Origin of the sequence: Nonomuraea sp. NPDC048901, from assembly GCF_040649695.1 — a bacterium.
In the GTDB taxonomy this organism is placed as follows: Bacteria; Actinomycetota; Actinomycetes; order Streptosporangiales; family Streptosporangiaceae; genus Nonomuraea.
The window spans coordinates 651,976-672,816 of sequence record NZ_JBEZFW010000006.1; the positions used below are offsets into that span (position 1 = coordinate 651,976).

At 69.5% G+C, this 20,841-nt stretch carries 18 protein-coding genes; 12 read left to right on the plus strand and 6 right to left on the minus strand.

What is annotated here, in order from left to right:
- Window positions 1-61: 61 nt before the first annotated feature.
- Window positions 62-1,837, minus strand: coding sequence for a 3-oxosteroid 1-dehydrogenase (gene kstD / locus AB0C30_RS24265; protein WP_357947943.1), 1,776 nt, complete (start codon window positions 1,835-1,837; stop codon window positions 62-64).
- 306 nt (window positions 1,838-2,143) lie between these two features.
- Between kstD and AB0C30_RS24270 the strand changes: the two genes are divergently transcribed.
- A complete protein-coding gene (locus AB0C30_RS24270) occupies window positions 2,144-3,337 on the plus strand; it encodes an Ig-like domain-containing protein (protein ID WP_357947946.1) in 1,194 nt (397 codons plus the stop codon).
- Between the two features lie 13 nt (window positions 3,338-3,350).
- On the opposite strand, the gene AB0C30_RS24275 is transcribed toward AB0C30_RS24270, so the two are convergent.
- Together AB0C30_RS24275 and AB0C30_RS24280 are read right to left on the minus strand one after the other, a co-directional pair.
- Window positions 3,351-3,980, minus strand: coding sequence for a CoA transferase subunit B (locus AB0C30_RS24275; RefSeq protein WP_357947948.1), 630 nt, complete (start codon window positions 3,978-3,980; stop codon window positions 3,351-3,353).
- Window positions 3,977-4,750 carry a CoA transferase subunit A gene (locus AB0C30_RS24280; RefSeq protein ID WP_357947950.1) on the minus strand — a complete coding sequence of 258 codons (774 nt, stop codon included), beginning with the start codon at window positions 4,748-4,750 and terminating at the stop codon, window positions 3,977-3,979. Before AB0C30_RS24280 ends, AB0C30_RS24275 begins: the two co-directional genes overlap by 4 nt.
- A 187-nt stretch (window positions 4,751-4,937) precedes the next feature.
- On the opposite strand from AB0C30_RS24280, the gene AB0C30_RS24285 reads away from it, so the two are divergent.
- On the plus strand, window positions 4,938-6,443 hold the full coding sequence (locus AB0C30_RS24285) for an IclR family transcriptional regulator C-terminal domain-containing protein (protein WP_357947953.1): 1,506 nt from the start codon (window positions 4,938-4,940) through the stop codon (window positions 6,441-6,443).
- Window positions 6,444-6,561: 118 nt separating this feature from the next.
- Here the strand turns inward: AB0C30_RS24285 and AB0C30_RS24290 are convergent, their stop codons facing one another.
- Complete coding sequence (locus AB0C30_RS24290; protein WP_357947956.1) at window positions 6,562-7,974, minus strand: glycoside hydrolase family 6 protein; 1,413 nt, start codon at window positions 7,972-7,974, stop codon at window positions 6,562-6,564.
- 499 nt (window positions 7,975-8,473) lie between these two features.
- On the opposite strand from AB0C30_RS24290, the gene AB0C30_RS24295 reads away from it, so the two are divergent.
- Window positions 8,474-9,802 carry a GH1 family beta-glucosidase gene (locus tag AB0C30_RS24295; protein WP_357947959.1) on the plus strand — a complete coding sequence of 443 codons (1,329 nt, stop codon included), beginning with the start codon at window positions 8,474-8,476 and terminating at the stop codon, window positions 9,800-9,802.
- Between the two features lie 18 nt (window positions 9,803-9,820).
- Here AB0C30_RS24295 and AB0C30_RS24300 read toward each other — a convergent pair whose 3' ends face one another.
- Window positions 9,821-10,495 (minus strand): MOSC domain-containing protein, encoded by a 675-nt coding sequence (locus tag AB0C30_RS24300; RefSeq protein ID WP_357947961.1) that lies wholly within the window; start codon window positions 10,493-10,495, stop codon window positions 9,821-9,823.
- A gap of 103 nt (window positions 10,496-10,598) precedes the next feature.
- Between AB0C30_RS24300 and AB0C30_RS24305 the strand changes: the two genes are divergently transcribed.
- The 5 genes from AB0C30_RS24305 to AB0C30_RS24325 all read left to right on the plus strand — a co-directional run bounded on the left by AB0C30_RS24305 (window position 10,599) and on the right by AB0C30_RS24325 (window position 15,067).
- Entirely contained in the window at window positions 10,599-11,165 is a 567-nt protein-coding gene (locus AB0C30_RS24305) for a sigma-70 family RNA polymerase sigma factor (RefSeq protein WP_357947963.1), read from the plus strand.
- Window positions 11,166-11,167: 2 nt separating this feature from the next.
- The gene (locus AB0C30_RS24310) at window positions 11,168-12,160 is read left to right on the plus strand and encodes a CU044_5270 family protein (protein WP_357947966.1); all 993 of its coding nucleotides are present in this window, start codon (window positions 11,168-11,170) and stop codon (window positions 12,158-12,160) included.
- Between the two features lie 68 nt (window positions 12,161-12,228).
- On the plus strand, window positions 12,229-12,537 hold the full coding sequence (locus tag AB0C30_RS24315) for a hypothetical protein (RefSeq protein ID WP_357947968.1): 309 nt from the start codon (window positions 12,229-12,231) through the stop codon (window positions 12,535-12,537).
- Window positions 12,538-12,685: 148 nt separating this feature from the next.
- Complete coding sequence (locus AB0C30_RS24320) at window positions 12,686-13,204, plus strand: family 43 glycosylhydrolase (protein WP_357947971.1); 519 nt, start codon at window positions 12,686-12,688, stop codon at window positions 13,202-13,204.
- 21 nt (window positions 13,205-13,225) lie between these two features.
- Window positions 13,226-15,067 (plus strand): rhamnogalacturonan lyase, encoded by a 1,842-nt coding sequence (locus AB0C30_RS24325; RefSeq protein ID WP_357947974.1) that lies wholly within the window; start codon window positions 13,226-13,228, stop codon window positions 15,065-15,067.
- 12 nt (window positions 15,068-15,079) lie between these two features.
- Here the strand turns inward: AB0C30_RS24325 and AB0C30_RS24330 are convergent, their stop codons facing one another.
- Entirely contained in the window at window positions 15,080-16,075 is a 996-nt protein-coding gene (locus AB0C30_RS24330; protein WP_357947977.1) for an MASE1 domain-containing protein, read from the minus strand.
- A gap of 215 nt (window positions 16,076-16,290) precedes the next feature.
- Between AB0C30_RS24330 and AB0C30_RS24335 the strand changes: the two genes are divergently transcribed.
- From AB0C30_RS24335 to AB0C30_RS24350, 4 genes are all read left to right on the plus strand, one after another.
- A complete protein-coding gene (locus tag AB0C30_RS24335; protein ID WP_357947980.1) occupies window positions 16,291-17,496 on the plus strand; it encodes a histidine kinase in 1,206 nt (401 codons plus the stop codon).
- On the plus strand, window positions 17,493-18,155 hold the full coding sequence (locus AB0C30_RS24340) for a response regulator transcription factor (RefSeq protein WP_357947983.1): 663 nt from the start codon (window positions 17,493-17,495) through the stop codon (window positions 18,153-18,155). Before AB0C30_RS24335 ends, AB0C30_RS24340 begins: the two co-directional genes overlap by 4 nt.
- A gap of 82 nt (window positions 18,156-18,237) precedes the next feature.
- Window positions 18,238-18,693 (plus strand): GNAT family N-acetyltransferase, encoded by a 456-nt coding sequence (locus AB0C30_RS24345; RefSeq protein WP_357947986.1) that lies wholly within the window; start codon window positions 18,238-18,240, stop codon window positions 18,691-18,693.
- A 404-nt stretch (window positions 18,694-19,097) separates the two neighbouring features.
- Window positions 19,098-20,732, plus strand: a complete 1,635-nt coding sequence (locus AB0C30_RS24350) for an IS200/IS605 family accessory protein TnpB-related protein (RefSeq protein ID WP_357947989.1) — start codon at window positions 19,098-19,100, stop codon at window positions 20,730-20,732.
- The last annotated feature ends 109 nt before the right edge of the window (window positions 20,733-20,841 follow it).

Consider the following 20,841-nt stretch of genomic DNA (forward strand, 5'->3'; position numbering starts at 1 on the left):
CGGATCTCTACGGAAGGTGATCAGAATCTATCCCCGTGTGACTGGGGGTCGCTTCCATGGCTCAGATGTCGTTCGCCGCCACGTAGCCGAAGGTCATGGCCGGTCCGATGGTCGAGCCGGCGCCGGCGTAGCTGTGTCCCATGACGGCGCCGCTGGCGTTGCCGGCCGCGTACAGCCCGGGAATGACCGAGCCGTCCGCCCGGAGCACCCGCGCCCGCGCGTCCGTACGCATCCCGCCCTTGGTGCCCAGGTCACCTGGGACGATCTTGAACGCGTAGAAGGGCGCCAGCCACAGGGGCGCCAGGCAGGGGTTGGGCTTGACGACGGGGTCGGCGTAGTAGCGGTCGTAGACGCTGTCGCCACGATGGAAGTCGGTGTCCTTGCCGGTCGCCGCGAAACCGTTGAACCGGGTGACGGTGGCGCGCAGCGTCGCCGCCGGGACGCCGATCTTCTGCGCCAGCTGCTCTATCGTCCACGCCTGGAAGGCGGCGCCGCTGTCGTACCAGGACTGGGGGAACGGCAGCAGCGGCGCGATGTCCTTGAACAGGTAGCGGTTGCGGTAGTTCTGGTCGACGATCAGCCAGGCGGGGATGTGCGGTGACGCCGCCGTGTTGCGGTCGTACATGACGTGCACCACGTCGCTGTACGGCGCCGCCTCGTTGACGAAGCGCTCGCCCTTGCCGTTGACCAGGATGCAGCCGGGCAGCGTGCGTTCGGCCAGGCAGAAGTACGGCTCGTCGGGCAGCGGGATCGCCGGTCCCCACCATGCGTCGTCCATCAGGTCCAGCGCGGCCCCGGCGCGTTCGCCCGCCTCGATGCCGTCGCCGGTGTTCTCCTTGGCGCCGACCGTCCAGCCGGTGCCGATGGGCTGCCGCTGGAACTCCGCGCGCATCGCCGCGCTGTGCTCGAACCCGCCCGAACCGACGATGACGCCGCGGCGGGCCTTGATCAGCGTCTGTACGCCGTTCCGCGTCACGACCACGCCGGTGACGCGGCCGCCTTCGACGCGCAGGTCGAGCAGCGGGGTGTTCAGCCATACCGGTACGTTCGCGGCGAGCAGTCCGGCGCGCAGGCTCGCCGCCAGGGACTGGCCCATGGTGAGCGGTTTCTCGCCGCGCAGCGCGGCCGCCGTGCCTCTGGCCAGGCACGCGGCGCTCACTTCCAGGCCCTTCGGGTTGACCAGGGTGAGGTTCAGCCACTTGTAGTCGGCGCTGAAGACGACCAGGCCGGCCGGGGTGGGGATGTACGGCGGGTTCAGGTGGGCGAGTTCGGCGCCGAGGATGTGCCCGTCGATCTGGTCGGGCTCGATGGAGCGGCCGTTCGGCATGCCGCCGGGGTACTCCGGATAGTAGTCGGAGTACCCCTCCATCCACCGGAACCGCAGCGGGCTGTTCCGCATCACGAACGAGATCATGGCCGGGCCGTTGGTCAGGAAGGCCTGCTGTCGCGCTTGGGGCACGGTGTCGCCGACGACGCGGGAGAGATACTGGGCGGCCTTGGCCGGGGTGTCCGGGACTCCGGCGGCCAGGATCACCTCGTTGTTCGGGATCCAGATCCCGGCGCCGGAGCGGGCCGCCGACCCGCCGAACGTCGGCGCCTTCTCGACCACCACGCACTGCAGGCCGCGCTTGGCCGCGGTGAGCGCGGCGGTCATCCCGGCCGCGCCCGACCCGACGACCACCACGTCGTACTCGACGTCGGCGGCGTACGCGGGTGCGCGGCCCAGGGCCGCTTCGGTCATGAGGACGCCGCCGGCGATGGCGGCGCCGCGCAGCAGCGTGCGGCGGCTCGGTCCATCTGTGGGCGTTACGGGCGTTGCGGGCGTCGAATCGGCCATGGTGGATCGGATCCCTTCAACGTGCGTGCGCTGCGGGCAGCACAGGTGGTCGGAGGAACAACCGTGGTGGCACCTCGCGCCGGTGCGACGCTACGGAAGAGCTGGGGGGTGTGGCCCCCGTCACAGCATGAAGCATGCGCTTGGTTGGGAACGCCTGTCAACAGATTGTGCGGGAGTGGCGATCATCAATGCCGCGGCGGCGTGGCGGCGCATGATCCCGCGGCGTCGGGGCAAAGGCCGTACGGCCCATTGGCAAACATGATTGAGTGAAATTTGACTATTCGTCAGGTACGGGAGGCATCAAGGATGCGGAACGGCCGGACCGGCACGACGATGTTCGCGAGCGCGCTCGCCTTGGCGGTGGCCCTGACCGCCGGATGCACCTCCAGCGGTGGCGCGCGGAACCCGGCGGCCGCCCCCCGATCACAAGGCCCGGTGGCGAAGGTGGCGATCAGCCCCGCGGACGGGACCAAGAAGGTCGCGCCGGACGCCGGGGTCAGCGTCAAGGTCACCGACGGCAAGGTCGCCCGGCTGGCCGTCGCCGATTCCAAGGGCCGAGAGGTGAGCGGCGCCGTGGGCACCGACGGGACCTGGCGCCCCAAGTGGCCGTTGCGCCCCTCGACCGCGTACACGGTCAGCGCCCAGGTGACCGGCACGGACGGCAAGGAGGTTACGACGCAGGCGAAATTCACCACGCTGAAGCCGAAGCGCGCGCTGGAGAGCGGCATGTCGCCGCTGGACGGCGAGAAGGTCGGCGTCGGCATGCCCGTCCAGCTGCTGCTGTCGCGGTCGGTGACCGGCAAGGAGGAGCGGGCCGCGATCGAGCGGGCCCTGGTGGTCGAGATGTCCGAGCCGGTCGAGGGCGCGTGGAGCTGGGTGAGCGACCGGGAGGTCCAGTTCCGGCCGCGTGAGTACTGGCCGACCGGGGAGAAGGTCAAGGTCGTCGCGCATCTGGCCGGCGTACGGGCGGGTGAAGGGGTGTGGGGTACCAAGGACCGCAGCCTGAGCTTCACCGTCGGCGCCAAGCACATCACCAAGGTGAACGCCCGCACCCACGAGGCGGAGGTGAGCGACGGGGACAAGGTCGTCAAGACCATCCCGGTCAGCCTTGGCAGACCGGGCGACGACAGCTATTCGGGCACCATGATCGCCCAGGAGAAGGCCGCGGACATCATCATGGACTCCGCGACCACCGGTCACCCGGGCGAATACCGCATCCCCACAAAGTGGAACGTCCGGATGACCTACAGCGGCACCTTCTTCCACGCCGCCCCCTGGTCGACCGGCGCGCAGGGCAACTCCAACGTCAGCCACGGCTGCGTCAACGCCAGCCCGGCCAACGCCCGCTGGTTCTTCGAGTTCACCCAGCGGGGTGACATCATCCAGGTCAGCGGTACGTCACGGAAGCTGCGGTTCGGCAACGGCCCGACACCGTGGGCCAAGTCATGGGACGACTGGCTGGCCGGCAGCGCGCTGGGCAAGCCCGTCAACGGGGGCTAGCCGCGTCGGCTTTTCAGGTGATGACCCGCGCATCCGTACGCTCGCGCAGGTGCGCGACGCTCACACCGGGCGCGCTCTCGACCAGCGTCAGGCCCTTGTCGGTGACGTCGAGGACGCCGAGGTCGGTGATGATCCGGTGCACGCACGCCCTGCCGGTGAGCGGCAGCGAGCACTCCTGGACGATCTTGGGGGATCCGTCCTTGGCGGTGTGATCCATGATCACGAGCACCTTGCGGGCGCCGTGGACCAGATCCATGGCCCCGCCCATGCCCTTGACCAGCTTCCCGGGAACCATCCAGTTGGCCAGATCGCCGCGAGCCGAGACCTGCATGGCGCCCAGCACCGCGACGTCGATGTGGCCGCCGCGGATCATGCCGAACGACAGCGACGAGTCGAAGAACGACGCCCCCCGCCTTACGGTCACCGTCTCCTTGCCCGCGTTGATCAGGTCCGGGTCGATCTCCTCCGGCGTCGGGTAGGGGCCGACGCCGAGGATGCCGTTCTCGGAGTGCAGGATCACGTCCACGTCAGGGGGCAGGAAGGACGGGATGCGCGTGGGCAGTCCGATGCCGAGGTTGACGTAGTCGCCGTCGCGCAGCTCGGCGGCCGCGCGCGCGACCATCTCGTCCCGGGTCCAGCTCATGACGAGGTCCCTTCGGGGGGAGTTGAGGTGGTACGTCGTTCGACGGACTTGGCGGTGGCCTGTTCCGGGGTGAGAGCCACGACGCGGTCGACGAACACGCCGGGCAGGTGGACCTCGTCGGGATCGAGCTCGGTCAGCTCCTCGACCTCGGCGATCGCGATTCGCGCGGCCATCGCGGCCAGCGGGTTGAAGTTCCTGGCGGCCTTGTTGAAGACCAGGTTGCCGTGCCGGTCGCCCTTCGCCGCCCGGACCAGCGCGAAGTCGGTGGTGATGGCGTGTTCCAGAACGTACTGCCGGCCCCCGAACTCGCGGACCTCCTTGGGAGGCGAGGCGAGCGCGACCGACCCGTCGGGCGCGTGGCGCAGCGGCAGACCGCCCTCGGCGACCGGCGTGCCGACCCCGGCCGGGGTGTAGAAGGCGGGGATGCCGCTGCCGCCCGCGCGCAGCCGCTCGGCCAGACTGCCCTGCGGGGTCAGCTCCACCTCCAGCTCGCCGCCCAGATATTGCCGGGCGAACTCCTTGTTGTCACCGATGTAGGAGGCGGTCACGCGGGCGATCCGCCGATCGGCCAGCAGGGTGCCCAGGCCGCCGCCGTCTACGCCGCAGTTGTTCGACACGACGCTGATGCCGTGCACGCCCGAGTCGTACAGCGCCTGGATCAGCACGTCCGGAATGCCGCAGAGACCGAAGCCGCCGACCGCGAACGACGCGCCGTCCCGCACATCGGCCAGCGCCTCATGGGCGGTGGCCACCACTTTGTCTCTCCGCACGACACTCCGCTTCGTAGTGTTCGCCAGGTGAACTTCAGTTCATTATCCTGGTCGAGTATGCGGAGCCGCATCGCTCCCTGTCAAAGTCCTTGGGGCGGCTTAGGCCGAGGATGGGCGGCTTGAGGCGGGTTGAGGCGGATGGGTTGAGGTTGGAGGAGGCAGGTTGGTTGAGGTCGGAGGAGGGCGGATGGAACCGGCGGGCACTCTGGAGCGCGGGCTGGCCGTGCTGCGCGTGCTGGCCGCCGGTCCCAGGCGGCCGATGCGTGCGACGGACCTGGTGCGGGCCACGGGCCTGGCGAGGTCGACGGTCGACCGGATCGTGGCCACGCTCGTCCGGCTCGGCTACGCGCGGGCGGAAGAGCGCGACGTGCTGCTCGCGCCGCGCCTGATGGAGCTGGGGGAGGCGTACCTGACGTGCGGCGGTCTGGGGGCGCTCGATCCGTACGCCGAGCGGCTCGCCGACGAGCTGGACGAGTCGGTGTCGCTGGCCGTACGGGACGGCGACGGGGTCCGCTTCGTCGGGCGCTTCGTCCGCCGGCGAACCATGTCGGTGGCCTTCCGCGTCGGCGACCTGCTGCCCGCCGACCGCTGCGCGGCCGGTCTGATCCTGCTCGACCCCGCCGCGCGGTGGGCCGAGGACGACCAGCTCACCGAGCCCGGCCTGGTCGCGGTCGCGGTGCCGGTACGGGACGCGGACGGGACGACGGTCTGCGCGCTGACCGTCGCCAGCCACACCAGCAGGCACACGGCCGCCGGCCTGCGCGACCACGCCCTGCCCAGCCTGCTGAAAACGGCGGCGGACATGGCCGCGCCCCTGACCGACCCGCCACTCCCGCCGCCTGCCCTGCCTCTCCTGGCTGCCCCGTCCGCTCCGCCCGTGCCGAGTGCTGCGGGCGTGGACACGTCTCGTGCCAGGAAGGAGGAGTTGGGCGCGGAGTATCTCCAGTCGCTGGCCAGGGGTCTGGCCGTGCTGGTGTCGCTCGGTTCGGCGCGTGGCGGGCTCACCCTGGCCGCCGCGGCCAAAGCCACCGGTCTGCCGCGGGCCACCGTACGGAGGGCGGTCCAGACTCTCGACCGCCTCGGGTACGTCGCCGCCGACGGCGCGCGTTTCGTTCTGCTGCCCAAGGTGCTGGAATTGGGGTACGCCCACCTGTCGGGCCGGACCTTCGGCGAGATTGTCCAGCCGCACCTGGCGGACCTGGTGGCGCGGGTCCACGAGTCGGCCTCGGTCGCGATGCTGTCCGGGGACGATGTCGTCTATGTGGCGCGGGTGCCGACCGTCGCCATCATGAGCGTCGACATCACCGTGGGCACACGCTTCCCCGCGTACGCCACCTCGATGGGCCGGGTTCTCCTGGCCGACCTCCCCGAGGAACGGCTGGCCGGGATGCCCTCGCCCCCGCTGACCCGCCACACGCTCACCGCGCCCGCCGACCTGGCGGCAGCCGTACGACAGACGGCCTTGGACGGGTACGCCCTTGTCGACCAGGAGCTCGAGGAAGGCGTGCGGTCCATCGCGGTGCCGATTCGCGACCGGAGCGGCCGGGCCGTCGCGGCCGTCAACGTGGCCACGCACGCCAGCCGCGCCACCCCCGCCGAGCTGATCCGCGACGTCCTGCCCGCGCTCACCGAGGCCGCCGCACGCATGGAGGCGGACCTGGCCCACACACGCGGTGCCGCGCGTCTTCACTGAACGTCCTCTTCACTGAACGTTTGCCACCACGATGGTCGGTGGCGCCACGTGTACCCCGGCCCGCCGTGGCCGGCCGGGGCACGTCACCCTCCAGGGCTACTCCAGAAATACTTAGGGGTTAGGAGGTGCCGTTGATCAGGGCCATGGCCAGCTTGGGGCTGAAAGTGCCGGCCGGGATGCCCGCGCCCAGGTTGCAGCTGCCGTCTGAGTCACCCGGGACCTTGACCCAGAAGACGTACTCGGCGCCGCTCGTCTGCTTGGCGGGCGCGGTGCCCAGCTTGCGTCCGGGCGGGTTGCACCAGTTGTCCACGCCGGTCCAAGGGCCGTTGCCGTTGCGGCTGGTGTCGATCACATACTTCTTGGCGCCCACGCTCCCCGAAAGGTAGCCGTTGACCGCGACGGCGTAGCTCTCGGAGTTGGCGGTGGTGATGTAGTTGGAGACGTTCACGGAGAAGCCGCGTGTGTTGGCGATGCCCGACTTGACCAGCAGCGGAGCCATGTCGGCGGCCGGAATCCAGGTGGCGTTGCCCGCGTCGAGGTACACCCAGGCGTTCGGCGCCTGGGCTTTCAGCACCTGGGTCGCGTCCAGCAGCATCTTGTACTGGTCTTCCGGATCCTTGCCGATCTGGGTCACGCAGCCGGCGGCGGCGACGGCGTCGGGCTCCAGTACGACGATCGCGTGCCTGTTGCCGATCGCCTTGGCGAACTCGGTGATCCAGGCGTGATAACCGGCCGCGTCACCCGCGCCGCCGCCCGACTGGTTCGCGCAGGCGTCGCGGTTCGGGATGTTGTACGCCACCAGCATCGGCAGCTTGTCCGCGGCCTGGGCGGCGCCGACGTAGGTGTCCACGGCCAGTGTGAGGTCGGTGAACCAGCCGCCGAACCACTCGAAGATCGGCTTGTTGGCGATGTTCGAGCCGATGGCCGTCGCGTCGCTCGTGCCCTGGTTGGCGGCGACCCACTTGGCGGGGTTCGACTGGTTGTTGACGTACAGGGCCGTGGGCCGGGTCGTCTGCGTCTCCATCAGTGAGACGTTGTCGAAGCGGACTGTCGGGGTGCCGCCGGACCCGCCGAGCTGGAAGGTCACCTCGGCGGCGGTGTTGGTGGCGGACGCGGCCACGAACGGGATGCTGTAGCGCCTGCTGCCCGTCGTGAGCTGGACGGGCGCGGCCAGCGACTGGTTGGAGCTGGGCGTCGCCACGTACTGCACGGTCGTGGTGGCCTTGAAGGCCGTCGTGGAGTACGCGTCGAACGAGAGCGTGTAGCTCTTGCCGGCGTTCAGGGCGGTCGTGGTGGGACTGGACACCATGGCGTCCCACGGGTTGGCGACGACGGACGTCACGTTCACCCGCATTCGGCCGGACTCGGCCGTGATCGTCGTCTGGCCGATCGTCTGCCAAGGGGCCGTCGAGCTGGTGAAGGCGCCGTTGCCGATCAGCTGGGCGGCGGCTGAGGCAGGCGGTGGGACGGCCAGGACAGCGGCCACGACCGCGGTTAACGCCGCGGCGGCTTTTGCTGCGATAAATCGCACTAAATCACCTTTCAGTGGGGTGTGGTGCGCCGAAGGGCTCGGTGGGGTTTGGCGCACCAGGAGAGCGTCGTCGACGGAGGCGCTGGAGGGGGAGGGTCACCACGGCCGGCGCACACGCCGGCCGCACTCGAACAGGCATGCCGGACCTCTCTCGGTGCGGTACCGCGGCGTCGGCGTGATCATTACTGACCACCCTAGATACGGTCAAGGGATTAGGTAGTGGTAAATATCCATCCCATGGGCCCTCTTCTCTCCGGCACAGGTGATGGTCTACCGTTTATGGGAGCGCTCCCAGGCGGTTGAGGCGCCGATCGGCACAGGTCAGGTCTGTTCCCAAGAGAGCCGCGACCGCGCACCGGACGCCGAGGTCGCCTGCGGCGGTGGCAACGGCTCAATGGATCGGCCGTTGCGGGCGGGACGATCGAGCCGGTGGTCACGACCTTTAGCGGATTGCGCCGCCGGATCACCTCGGCGGCATCATGGAGAGGGCCGTCAGGGCATGAGTTTTCTCTGGGGCGCGGCGACGTCCAGCTATCAGATCGAGGGCGCGTTCGCGGAGGACGGCCGGGGGACGTCCATCTGGGACACCTTCAGCCGCGTCCCCGGCAAGGTGCGGGGCGCCGAGAACGGCGACGTGGCCTGCGACCACTACCACCGGTACGCCGACGACGTGCGGCTGATGGCGGAGCTGGGGTTGCGGGCGTACCGGTTCTCCGTCGCGTGGCCGCGCATCGTGCCGGAGCGCGGGGTGGTCAACCAGAAGGGTCTCGACTTCTACCGCCGCCTGGTGGACACGCTGCTGGAGCACGGCATCACCCCGTGGCCGACGCTCTATCACTGGGATCTGCCGCAGTACTTGGAGGACGCGGGCGGGTGGCCCAACCGGGACACAGCCTATCGGTTCGCGGAATATGCCGACATTGTGCATACGGCATTGCGCGATCGGGTGGCGAACTGGACGACGTTGAACGAGCCGTGGTGCTCTGGGCTGCTCGGGTACGCCAACGGGGAGCACGCGCCGGGGCGTCAGGAGCCGTCCGAGGCCGTCAAGGCGGTGCACCACCTGCTGCTGGGCCACGGCCTAGCCGTCCCCATCTTGTCCGGAAATATCGGCATCACGTTGAACATGTCGGACGTGACGCCCGCCACGGAGTCGGCGGCGGACGCGGACGCCGCCCGCCGGGTAGACGGCATCCAGAACCGGCTGTTCATCGACCCGGTGCTGCGCGGCTCCTACCCCGAGGACGTCGTCCGCGACCTGGCGCCCCACAGCGACTTCTCCCACGTCCTGGACGGGGACCTGGCGCTCATCTCCCGGAAGATCGACATGCTCGGGGTCAACTACTACTCGCCCGCCCTGGTGGCGGCCGGCGAGCCCGTACCTTCCGGCAGTACGCCGTGGATCGGCGCGGAGGACGTCCGCTGGGTGGACGGCGGCCGCAAGCGCACCACGATGAACTGGGAGATCGACGAGAACGGCCTGCTGCGCCTCCTCCAGCGGCTACGCAAGGACTACCCGGCCATCGACCTCTACATCACCGAGAACGGCGCGGCCTTCGCCGACGAGGTGAGCGAGGACGGCGCGGTGCACGATCCGGACCGCGTCGACTACCTGGAACGCCACATCAACGCCTGCGCCGAGGCGGTGAACAGTGGCGTCCCGCTCAAGGGCTACTTCGCCTGGTCCCTGCTGGACAACTTCGAGTGGGCCCACGGGTACGGACAGCGGTTCGGCCTCGTACACGTGGACTTCGACACCCAGCGGCGCACCCCGAAGGACTCCGCCCTCTGGTACGCCGCCCGCATCCGAAAGGGCGGCCTGGTGTGAACTGACCACGAGATAGGTTCAGCCGCGTTGCCGGTACTTCTCCGCATATGTACGGGCAACGCGCAGGAGCTCGGACTCCATCCACTCGGCGGCGGCCAGCGTACGCGGGAGCAGGTGGCGCTCCGTGGTGGCGGCGCGGAGCAGCAGAGCCGCCGTGATGTCGTGGTCGGGACGGCGGACGACGGTGATCGGATCGCCCGCGCGGATCTCTCCCGGCGCGATCACCCGTAGCAGCGCGCCGGTGCGGCCGACCTCGATGAACCGTTTCATCCAGCCCTGCTCTCCGACCCACCCCGCGAACGTGCGGCAGGGAATCCGGCCGGCGGTCACCTCGACCACCAGGTCGGAGCCCACCTGCCAGCGTTCCCCGATGAGCGCCTCGGCCACGTCCAGCCCGGACGTGGTGAGGTTCTCGCCGAAGGCGCCGTTGGCCAGCGTACGGCCGAGAGCCTGCTCCCAGGCGTCCAGGTCCTCGCGCGCGAACGCGTACACCGCACGGTCACTGCCGCCGTGGAAGCGGCGGTCGCAGACGGCGTCCCCCGCCACGCCGCCGCCCGCCGTGCCCTTGGGGCCGACGGGTGACACCTGGACCGGCCCCGTCACCGGGCGCTTGTCGATGCCCGTCATCCCGCCCGGGGCATCGGTGTAGTCCACGGGCATGGGGCGGCCGACGTTCACCGACAGAAGTCTCATGACCCCCAAGCTATGCGGAGCGAACACTTTTGGGGCGATCGGTGAAGGAGGGGGGACCGATCCCCCGCGACGGAAGACAGGCGATGACTCGAAGAGCTACGACATGGCCCCGATGACGGAGCGGGCGGAGGACGCCGCGATCATCGAGCGGTCCTTACGGGAGCCCGAGTGCTTCGCCGAGCTGTTCGACCGCTACCACGGGCCGATCCACGGTTATGCCGAGCGGCGGCTCACCCGGCCCCTGGCCGACGACATCGCCGCCGAGACGTTCCTGATCGCGTTCCGCCGGCGCGACACCTACGATCTGTCCCGGCCGGACGCCCGGCCCTGGTTGTACGGGATCGCCTCGAACCTGATCTCCCGCCACCACCGGGCCGAGGTCCGGCAGTACCGCGCGCTGGCCAGGGCCGGTGTCGAGGAGAGCAGCGAGGACCACGCCGACCGGATCGCCGCCTCGCTGGCGGACCGGCCTTGGCTGGCGGCGGCGCTGGCCAGGCTGCCCGCAGCGGAACGCAACGTACTGCTGCTGGTCGCCTGGGCCGACCTGACCTCCGAAGAGGCGGCCAAGGCGCTCGGCGTTCGGGCGGGCACGGTCCGGTCCCGGCTCCACCGGGCCCGGACGAAGATCCGCGCCGCGCTGGACCCGGCACTCACCAGGAAGGACAGCTGATCATGAGCGAACATCCGGACGCCGATCTGGACGCCCTGCGCCGGGCCTGGCCCGAGCCCGTCCCGCCGTCCCATGACACCTGTTCCGCCGCCAGGACCGCACTCCTCCAGGAGGCGACCGCGGCGCTTCCCCGGCGTGCGCGCCGCTTCCGCCTGCCTCGCGCGGGCGGGCGCGTCCTCGCGGTGGGGGCACTGGCCGCCGCGATCACGGCGGTCGCGTTCGTCGTCGGGAACCCCGAGGGAGACACACCGCGCCCGATGGTCCCCGGCCTGGCGCTGCCGGCCGCCAACGCGCAGGTACTGCTCCACAAGGCGGCCGCCGCCGCCCGGGACCGGCCCTTCACAGCACCCCGCCCGAAGCAATGGATCTACATGGAGACGCGCTACCAGGGTGTCCCCCAGGCCACCTCAGGCGAGGTGCAGACCGCGGAGACGCCGCTGGAGAGCAGGGTGGATCGAGCCTGGACACGGGCCGACGGCAAGGTATTGGCCATGTTCGAAGGCGGCAAGCTGGTCCGCTCGCCCACCGGAGGTGGCATGCCCCCCACCGACTTCGCCACGGTCGCGGCGCTGCCAACGGATCCCGATGCGCTCCTGACCTGGCTGTACGGAAACGTGGGCGTTCGCCAGAAGCGGGATGTCACCGCCTACTTGATACTCGGCTCCCTGCTCAACAACAACCTCGTCCCGCCGGCTCAGGAGGCCGCCGTCTACCAGGCGATGGCCAAGATCCCCGGGGTGACGGTGAACCCGGACGCGGTAGACGTCGCAGGACGTCCGGCGCTGGCCGTCGGCTGTGTCGAAGACGGCTGGGTGGGTCACGAGATCCTGCTCGATCGGACCACCTACACGTACCTGGGCGAGCGCGCCGTCGCCATCGCCGACTACGTATCCCCCAACCCGGACATCGTCTTTTCGATCAAGAAGGGGACGATCATGAGCCGCTCCGTCCGCCTCGCCATCGGAATCACCGACAAGCCCGGAGTACGGCCCTGAACGGTGGCACGGCCCGCCCGCACCGGTGGGCGGCGCCGGCGGCGTCGCTGCTGCTGGTGCTCCCGCCGGTGGTGAACCTGGCAGGCGGGCTCACCTGGATCTGGACACCGTCGCTGCCGCTCCCACTGCTCCACCTGCTGACCCGGGCCGGCCTGCTGGACGCGTGGCTGCTGCTGGATCTCCTCGCCGCTTCGGGCATCCTGGGCGGGGCCGCCCTGGCGGCGCTGGCGGCACGGGAGCGGGCCACAGCCGTCCTGCTGATCGCCGCGATCTCGGCGATCAGCCTCGCCGCCGCTGTTGCCGGAGGCGCGTGGCCGCCCACTTGGTACGCCGTGGCGTACGGGGGAGCGCTGGTCCTTCTACGCGTTTCGCGGTGATGGATCACGGGGTGAACGTTTCACCGGCCGCACCGAGCTGACCCGGCAAGACCCGAAGGCTCCGAGCCCGCGCCTTGACGCTCCCCGTACGGCCGAGAAGACTCACCGGCGATCCCCTCAGGTGTTAGCGATAACAGCGAGGTGGCCCATGGCGCGATTCCTCGTCTCTCTAGTGACCATGCTGGTCACGGCGGTGATCGCCTACGCCGCCTCCACGTTCGGCTCCCGCAACTCGGCGATCTTCCTGGCCACCAGTGCCACCGGCGCCTCGGGTACGTGGGCCAACCAGGGCCTGGTCATCTCCACCACCTCCGCCAGCAGCTACAACGCGATCGACCCCAACCTGGTCACGGACGCCGCCGGCAACTGGTGGCTGTCCTTCGGCTCGTTCTGGAACGGCATCAAGCTGATCCCGCTCAACTCCTCGACCGGGCTGCGGAGCGGGAGCGCGCTCTACTCGATCGCGCAGCGCACCGGCGCCAGCACGGCCGTGGAGGCGCCGTTCATCTTCCGGCACGGGTCGTACTACTACCTGTGGCATCAGGCGGTGATTACGGACAGCGACGCCGACGTCCTGTTCTACCACTACTACGCCGACAACGGCGCCTCGCTGCTGGGCATCAACCTCATCGCCTACGACGGCGCGGGCTGGCCCTACGTCTACTGATCAGGTCCGAAAGGAGCAGGCATGCTTCCCGCGCGAAGGCGCTCCCTCTCTCTCGTGATCGCCGTGGTCCTCGCCCTGACCGGGACCATGAACGTCGGTACCGCCTCAGCCGCCGCGGCCAGGCAGGTGGAGAACCTGGATCGCGGCCTGATCAGCGTCCATTCCGGCAGCGGCAACCTGGTGTCCTGGCGGCTGCTCGGCAGCGAGAGCATGAGCACGGGATTCAACGTCTACCGCGGCTCGACCCTGCTGACCTCGTCGCCCATCACGAGCTCGACGAACTACCTGGACTCCGGCGCCGCGGCGACGTCCACCTACACCGTGCGCGCCGTGGTCGGCGGGGTGGAGCAGGCGCCCTCCGCGGCGGCGACGCAGTTCGCCAACGGGTACCTGGACGTCCCGATCCAGCGGCCCGCCGGCGGCACCACGCCGGACGGGGTCGCCTACACCTACAGCGCGAACGACGCGAGCGTGGGCGATCTGGACGGTGACGGCCGCTACGAGTTCGTGCTCAAGTGGGATCCGTCCAACGCCAAGGACAACTCCCAGTCCGGCTACACCGGCAACGTGTACGTGGACGCGTACCGGCTGAACGGGACAAGGCTGTGGCGCATCGACCTGGGCCGCAACATCCGCGCGGGGGCGCACTACACCCAGTTCCAGGTGTACGACTACGACGGCGACGGCAGGGCCGAGGTCGCGATGAAGACCGCCGACGGGAGTGTCGACGGCACCGGCCGGGTCATCGGCTCCGCGTCCGCGGACTACCGGAACTCCTCCGGATACGTCCTGTCCGGGCCGGAATTCCTGACCATGTTCAACGGTCAGACCGGGGCGGCCATGTCCACCGTCAACTACAACCCGCCGCGCGGGACCGTGTCCAGCTGGGGCGACTCCTACGGCAACCGGGTCGACCGGTTCCTGGCCGGTACGGCGTACCTGGACGGGCAGCGGCCCAGCCTGATCATGGCGCGGGGTTACTACACGCGTACGGTGATCGCCGCGTGGGACTTCCGAAGCGGCGCGCTGACCCAGCGGTGGACGTTCGACTCCAACGTGTCCGGCTCCCAGTACGAGGGGCAGGGCAACCACCAGCTGTCGATCGCGGACGCCGACGCCGACGGCCGGGACGAGATCATCTACGGCTCGGAGGCGATCGACGACAACGGGAGCCCGCTGTGGAACACCCGGCTGTTCCACGGTGACGCGCTGCACGTCGGCGACCTGATCCCGGCCCGCTCCGGCCTCGAGGTGTTCAAGCCGCACGAGAACACCAACCAGCCGGCCACCTCCATGGTCGACGCCCGGACCGGCGCCGTCATCTGGACGAACCCCTCCTGCGGGTGCGACAACGGGCGCGGCGTGTCCGACGACGTGTACGCGGGCAGCGCGGGCGCCGAATCGTGGTCGTCGGCCGTCTCCGGGATCTTCAACACCTCCGGCGCGAACATCGGCCGCAAGCCCGGCTCGACCAACTTCCTCATCTGGTGGGACGCCGACCCGGTCCGCGAGCTGCTCGACGGCACGCACATCGACAAGTACGGCACCAGCGCCGACACCCGCCTGCTCACCGGTTCGGGCGTGCACGCCAACAACGGCACCAAGTCGACCCCGTCCCTGTCCGCCGACCTGTTCGGTGACTGGCGCGAGGAGGTCGTCTGGCCGACGACGTCGGAGACGGCGCTGCGGATCTACAGCACCCCCACCGTGACGACCCGGCGGCTGTGGACCCTCATGCACGACCCGATGTACCGGGTGGCGATCGCCTGGCAGAACACCGCCTACAACCAGCCGCCGCACCCGAGCTACTTCATCGGCAACGGCATGCCCACCCCGGCCCAGCCGAACGTCTACGTGCGCTAGATCGTTATGACATCAGCCGCTTTCGCGCCGTACTTCGGGTGCGGGCGGCAACCGTTGGGCCGCGGTCCGTTCCCGGTCGACCCGGTCCGCGACCTCAGTAAGGCGCGCACAGATGTGCTCGAGTCTCTCATGGGCTTGATTTCGCTCCGCGATGATCGCTGCCAGCAGCAGGGCGGTCAGCGACGCGGCCCCGTTGAACGCTTGCAGAGTGACCATGTTGAGGAAGAGGCCGTGCTCGGCGAACGGGCCCGAACCTTGCGCGGCCGCGACGATCGCGACTGTCGACACGATCAGCGCGCATGCCGCGGCGCCCGCCAGCTGGAAACGCAGGGCGGCCCAGATCAGGAACGGGAAGACGAGGAAGAGCAGGTTGATGGAGCTCACCGTTGCCACCACCGTGACGAGGAGCGTGCCCACGGCCAAGGCCACAGCCTCGCCCCAACGGGACAGACGAGCGTCCCACGGAGTCCGGGATGTGCGCAGCACCAGCAGGATGGGCGTTACTACGAGCACGCCCATCGCGTCGCCCGTCCACCACACCGACCACGTCGGCCAGAAGTCACCGCTTCGCAGTGCGCCGGCGAGCAGGAGCACGCCACTGCCCACCGTCGAGCTGATCAGCATCGCGGTCAAGGCGCCGAGGAAGACCAGCGCCAGCGCGTCCCGCAACCGATCCAGCTCGATGCAGAAACGCGCGCGAACGAGCAGGAGGTAAGCGCACACCGGAGCGAAGGTGTTCCCCACGGAGATCGCCGCGACCGCGAGCAACGACGGTCCGAGCATCAGGTTGACCAGGAACGCACCGAGAGTGATCCCGGGCCAGACTCGGATGCCCATGAGAAGCAGACAGGCCAGCGCGATGCCCGTCGGCGGCCAGAGCGGCGTGACCTGCCCGCCGACCAGCTCCTGCGCCAACCCCACCTTCGCAGCTGCGAAATAGGCGCCTGCGACGGCAAGCATCCGCAAGCCGTTCACGGCATATGAGCGGGGCCGAATGTTGTTCAGCACGCCGCCTCACTCCCTCTCACCTGCGAAAACTGCCCCCATGACATTCTGCTACGGGATGGGCCCGCGGTCACCGGCCGCTGGACGGGCTCTCGCGCACGCGACGTGCGGCGCGGGCCCGCCGGGGTTTCCGGCGCGAGCTGGCCTGCAACTTCCGCGGCAGCCGAGGTAAACCCCAGGTAGATGCGTAACGGCCGATCCCGGAGTTAGCGTGGCGGATGCCCATCAGCGCCGCATCACTCGTCCGGCGAGTGTCCGCGGTCAACCCCCTGCTCCTCGACGGCGCCCTGACCCTGGCGCTGGTCGTCGGGACCTGGCTGTGGGAGATGTACGACCCGGGCAAGGGGCGGCCTCCGGACACGTTGTCCCTGTCCCTGACCGTGCTGGTGAACGCGCCGGTGGCACTGCGCAGGCGGGCGCCGGTCGCCGTCCTGGTGGTCTCCACCGGGGCGGCGCTGGTCTACCACATGCTGGGCTACCATCTCGGGCTCAACAGCATGGGGCCGCTGGTGACGCTCTACACCGTCGCCGCCCACCGGTCCTGGGCGTTCACCCTGGCCGGGGCGGGGCTGATCGTGACGGAGTGGACGCAGGCCTCGGTCCGCCAGCCCGACGTCGCGCTGTGGTCGGCGTTAGGGCAGTCGCTCCTGGTGGCGGCCTACACCGTGGGCGCGGGCACGAGCACGCGGTTGCTGGCCGAACGTACCCGGCAGCTCGCCGTGCTGGCCGACCAGCTCCACCGGGAGCAGGACGCCGCCGCCCGCCGCGCCGTCACCCACGAACGGGTACGGATCGCCCGCGAGCTGCACGACGTCGTCGCCCATCACATGTCGGTGATCTCCGTACAGGCGGGGCTCGGCCGCTACGTCGCCCTGTCCGACCCGGCCACCGCGCACGCCACGCTGGGGGTCATCGCCGACACCAGCCACGAGGCGCTGGCCGAGATGCGGCGGCTGCTGTCGATCCTGCGGATCGAGGCCGACGACGAGGACGACGGGCTCTACTCCACCGCCCCCGGCCTGCAGAGCCTCGAACCCCTGGCGGAGCGGATCCGCGCGGCCGGTCTGCCGCTCACGGTGATCGTCGAGGGTGAGGTCAGGCCGCTGCCGCCCGGCCTGGACATGTGCGCCTACCGCATCGTCCAGGAGTCCCTGACCAACGTGCTGAAGCACGCCGGTCGCGCCCGGGTGGAGATCCGGGTGACGTACGGCCCCGCCACGCTGGCCCTTCGCGTGACCAACGACGGCGCCGCGGCCACCGGGAGCTCCCGTTCTCGTGGGCACGGATTGATCGGCATGACCGAACGTGTCAGGCTTTATCAGGGAACGATCAACGCAGGGCCGCTGCCGCTGGGCGGATTCGAGGTGCTGGCGATCTTCCCGCTGTCCCCGCCCGACGATCAGCCTCAAGAAGCGAGCTCATGATCAGAGTGCTCGTGGTCGACGATCAGGTGCTCATCCGTGCCGGTCTGGCCGCGCTGCTGCGCGCGGCGGGCCTGGAGGTGGTGGGCGAGGCCGCCGACGGTGAGGAGGCGGTGCGCCTGGCCGCCGCGGTCAAGCCCGAGGTGATCCTGATGGACATCCGGATGCCGGGCATCAACGGCATCACGGCCACCGAGCGGATCCTGGCCGCCGCCGAGGGGACGCCGCCCAAGGTGCTCATCCTCACCACGTTCGACCTGGACGAGTACGTCTTCAACGCGCTGCGGCTGGGCGCCAGCGGCTTCCTGCTCAAGGACACGCCGCCCGAACGCCTGATCGCCGCCATCCACACGGTCGTCTCCGGCGATATCCTGCTGGCCCCGGTCGCCACCAAGCGGCTGATCGAGGCGTTCGTCGACCCGCCGCCGGCCGTCGAGACCCCGCCACCGGCCCTCGACCGCCTGACCAGCCGTGAGACCGAGGTGCTCGGCCTGGTCGGGCACGCCCTGTCCAACAAGGAGATCGCCGAGCGGCTGTCGGTGAGCGAGGGCACCGTCAAGACCCACCTCAACCGCCTGATGGCCAAGCTGGGACTGACCAGCCGCGCCCAGGTGATCGTCTTGTCCTACGACTGTGGCCTGGTCAGACCAGCCTCCCGGTAGCCCTGGTAATCTCCGAACCGCCCATTCGGGATAAGACCGTTCAGGGATAAGTCCGTTCGGGGATAAGAAGGGGACGGAGTCCATGAAGATCGCCGTAGACGACCTCTCCGGTCCGGAGATCGCCGCGTTCCTCGACGAACATCTCCAGCAGATGCGGTCGATCACGCCGCTGGAGAGCAAGCACGCCCTCGACCTTGACGCGCTCCGCGCGCCCGAGGTGACGTTCTGGACGGTCGTCGACGGAGACACCCTGGTCGGCTGTGGCGCGATCAAGCGGCTGGACGCCGAACACGCCGAGGTGAAGTCCATGCGCACCCGGCCGGTGCGCCGGCGCAGCGGGGTGGCGTCCCTGCTGCTGGGGCACATCATCGCCGAGGCCACGCGCATGGGCTTCACCCGGCTCAGCCTTGAGACCGGCTCCGACGAGTTCTTCCTGCCGGCGAGGAAGCTGTACGAGAAGTTCGGGTTCGCCTACTGCGAGCCGTTCGCGGACTACCGGCCCGACCCGAACAGCGCGTTCATGACAAGGACGCTATAGGCATCCCCTATCGACTTCGAAGCGTAGTCATACGATTGCAATGAGCAGTCGAAAGGCGAGGGGATCATCATGGCCAAGCGTACCGAATGCCCGGTTGTGGTGATGTGTTCGTTCGCTGGCCTCATACGCGGTCGGGGCTGCCGAGCAATAGTCGGCCCGGATATCAGCCGTGGTAGGCGCATGGATCATAAGCGCCTGGTGTCCAAGTGCCGCTCATGCGTTCTAGCTTGCACAACCAAATATTGGTAATCTTATGGTCACTGTCCGTGAAAGTTGAGGGGTGCGGGTCATCGCAGGCATAGCGGTTGGCTTCCTTGGTGTATGCGGTGACGTCATGGTGCGGCCACCAGCATGGGCGCCGTTCGGTGGACAGACGTGCCCGCCCGGCGTTGGAGGCTGCACGCATGGCTGACTCGCTGCGGGCGATCGCTGCGCCGTTCGTCGCTCTGGGGCCGTCCGGGGTGGCGATCCGCGACCGGCTCAAGGGCTTGACGGCGCAGGATGAGCAGGTGCTGCGGCTGGTGGGTGCGCATCTCGGCGTGCTGGCTTCGCGGGATCTGGCAGTGCGTTGCCGTGCTGGGCTGGAGCATTCCCCCCAGGCGTGGGCGGCCCGCAAGCGGGAACTGACGCCGCTGTCGTCGTCGCGCTGGGCGGGCAGCATCACGAAGGCCTCCCATGATCAGTGGGCGCTGGCTCGCCGATCCGGGCTGGCCCACATCTGCTCGCTTGAGGCGGCCATCCGGACGATCGCGCACCGGCTGGCTCAGCCGATCGGCGCGAAGGGTTCGAGGAAGGCGCCGGGTGGTTACCGCAGCAGGCGGGAGTGGCATGCCAAAACCCGCCGCCTGCACATGCTGACCCACCGGCTGGAGCGGGAGCGAGCCGACTACGAGTCCGGGCGGGTGCGGGTGGTGCGGGGCGGCAAGCGGCTCGCCCGCAACCGGCACCATCTTGCCGCCGCCCAGCTCACCGAGGCCGAGTGGCGCGATCGGTGGCAGGCCGAGCGGTGGTTCCTGCAAGCCGATGGCGAGTCGGGCAAGCGCTACGGCAACGAGACGATCCGCATCACCTCCGACGGCGAGGTTTCCCTCAAGCTCCCGGCCCCGCTCGCCGCCTACGCCAACGCCGAGCACGGCCGGTATGTGCTCGCCGGGAAGGTGCGCTTCCCGCACCGCGGGCAGGAGTGGGCCGACCGAGTGGAAGCCAACCGAGCCGTCGCTTACCGCATCCACCTGGACGTCGCCCGCGGCCGCTGGTACGTGACCGCTTCCTGGTCCTATCCGGTTACCCAAACCATCCCGATGGCCGCCGCCCTGGCCGAGGGCGTGATCGGCGTCGATACCAACGCCGACCATCTGGCCGCCTGGCGGCTGGACGTGCACGGTAACCCGATCGGCAACCCGCGCCGATTCGGCTACGACCTGTCCGGCACCGCCAGGCACCGCGACGCCCAGGTCCGGCACGCCCTAACCCGCTTGTTGCACTGGGCTCGGGCGTGCGGGGTACGCGCCATCGCCGTCGAGGACCTCGATTTCGCTGCCGAGAAGACCCGAGAGAAACAGGGCCGCAACCGGCGATTCCGGCAGCTCATCTCCGGTATGCCCACCGGCAAACTCCGCGCCCGCCTCACCAGCATGGCCGAAGCGACCGGCATCGCGATCATCGCCGTGGACCCGGCCTACACCTCCAAGTGGGGCGGGCAGCACTGGCAAAAGCCCCTCACCTCGACCAACCGTAAGACCAGCCGACACGATGCAGCGAGCATCGCGATCGGCAGGCGCGCCCAAGGGCACCCGATTCGGCGACGGATGACACCGCCCCACGACGACCAGAGCGATCGTCGCGGGCATCGGACCGTCCAGGCCCAACCGGAGACCGTTGGGCGTGAGGAACCCCGCCCCCGCATACCCGGACCACGGACACGATCCGCGCTGCCCGGACGCGGCCAGTACGCGGGCAACCAGCACGCCCACCACCGTTCGGGGCGCGCGGCTGAGCATGAGCCCTGGCAACAGGACCCATTCCCGCTCAGTCCCTAGGAACGGTGCCGTCACGGTATGACGGGGCCGATCAGCGAGGGGCATACCATCCACGCATATCGCGGCGCTATGGGAACGGGCCCCGCGGCAATCGCCGCGAGGCCCGGCT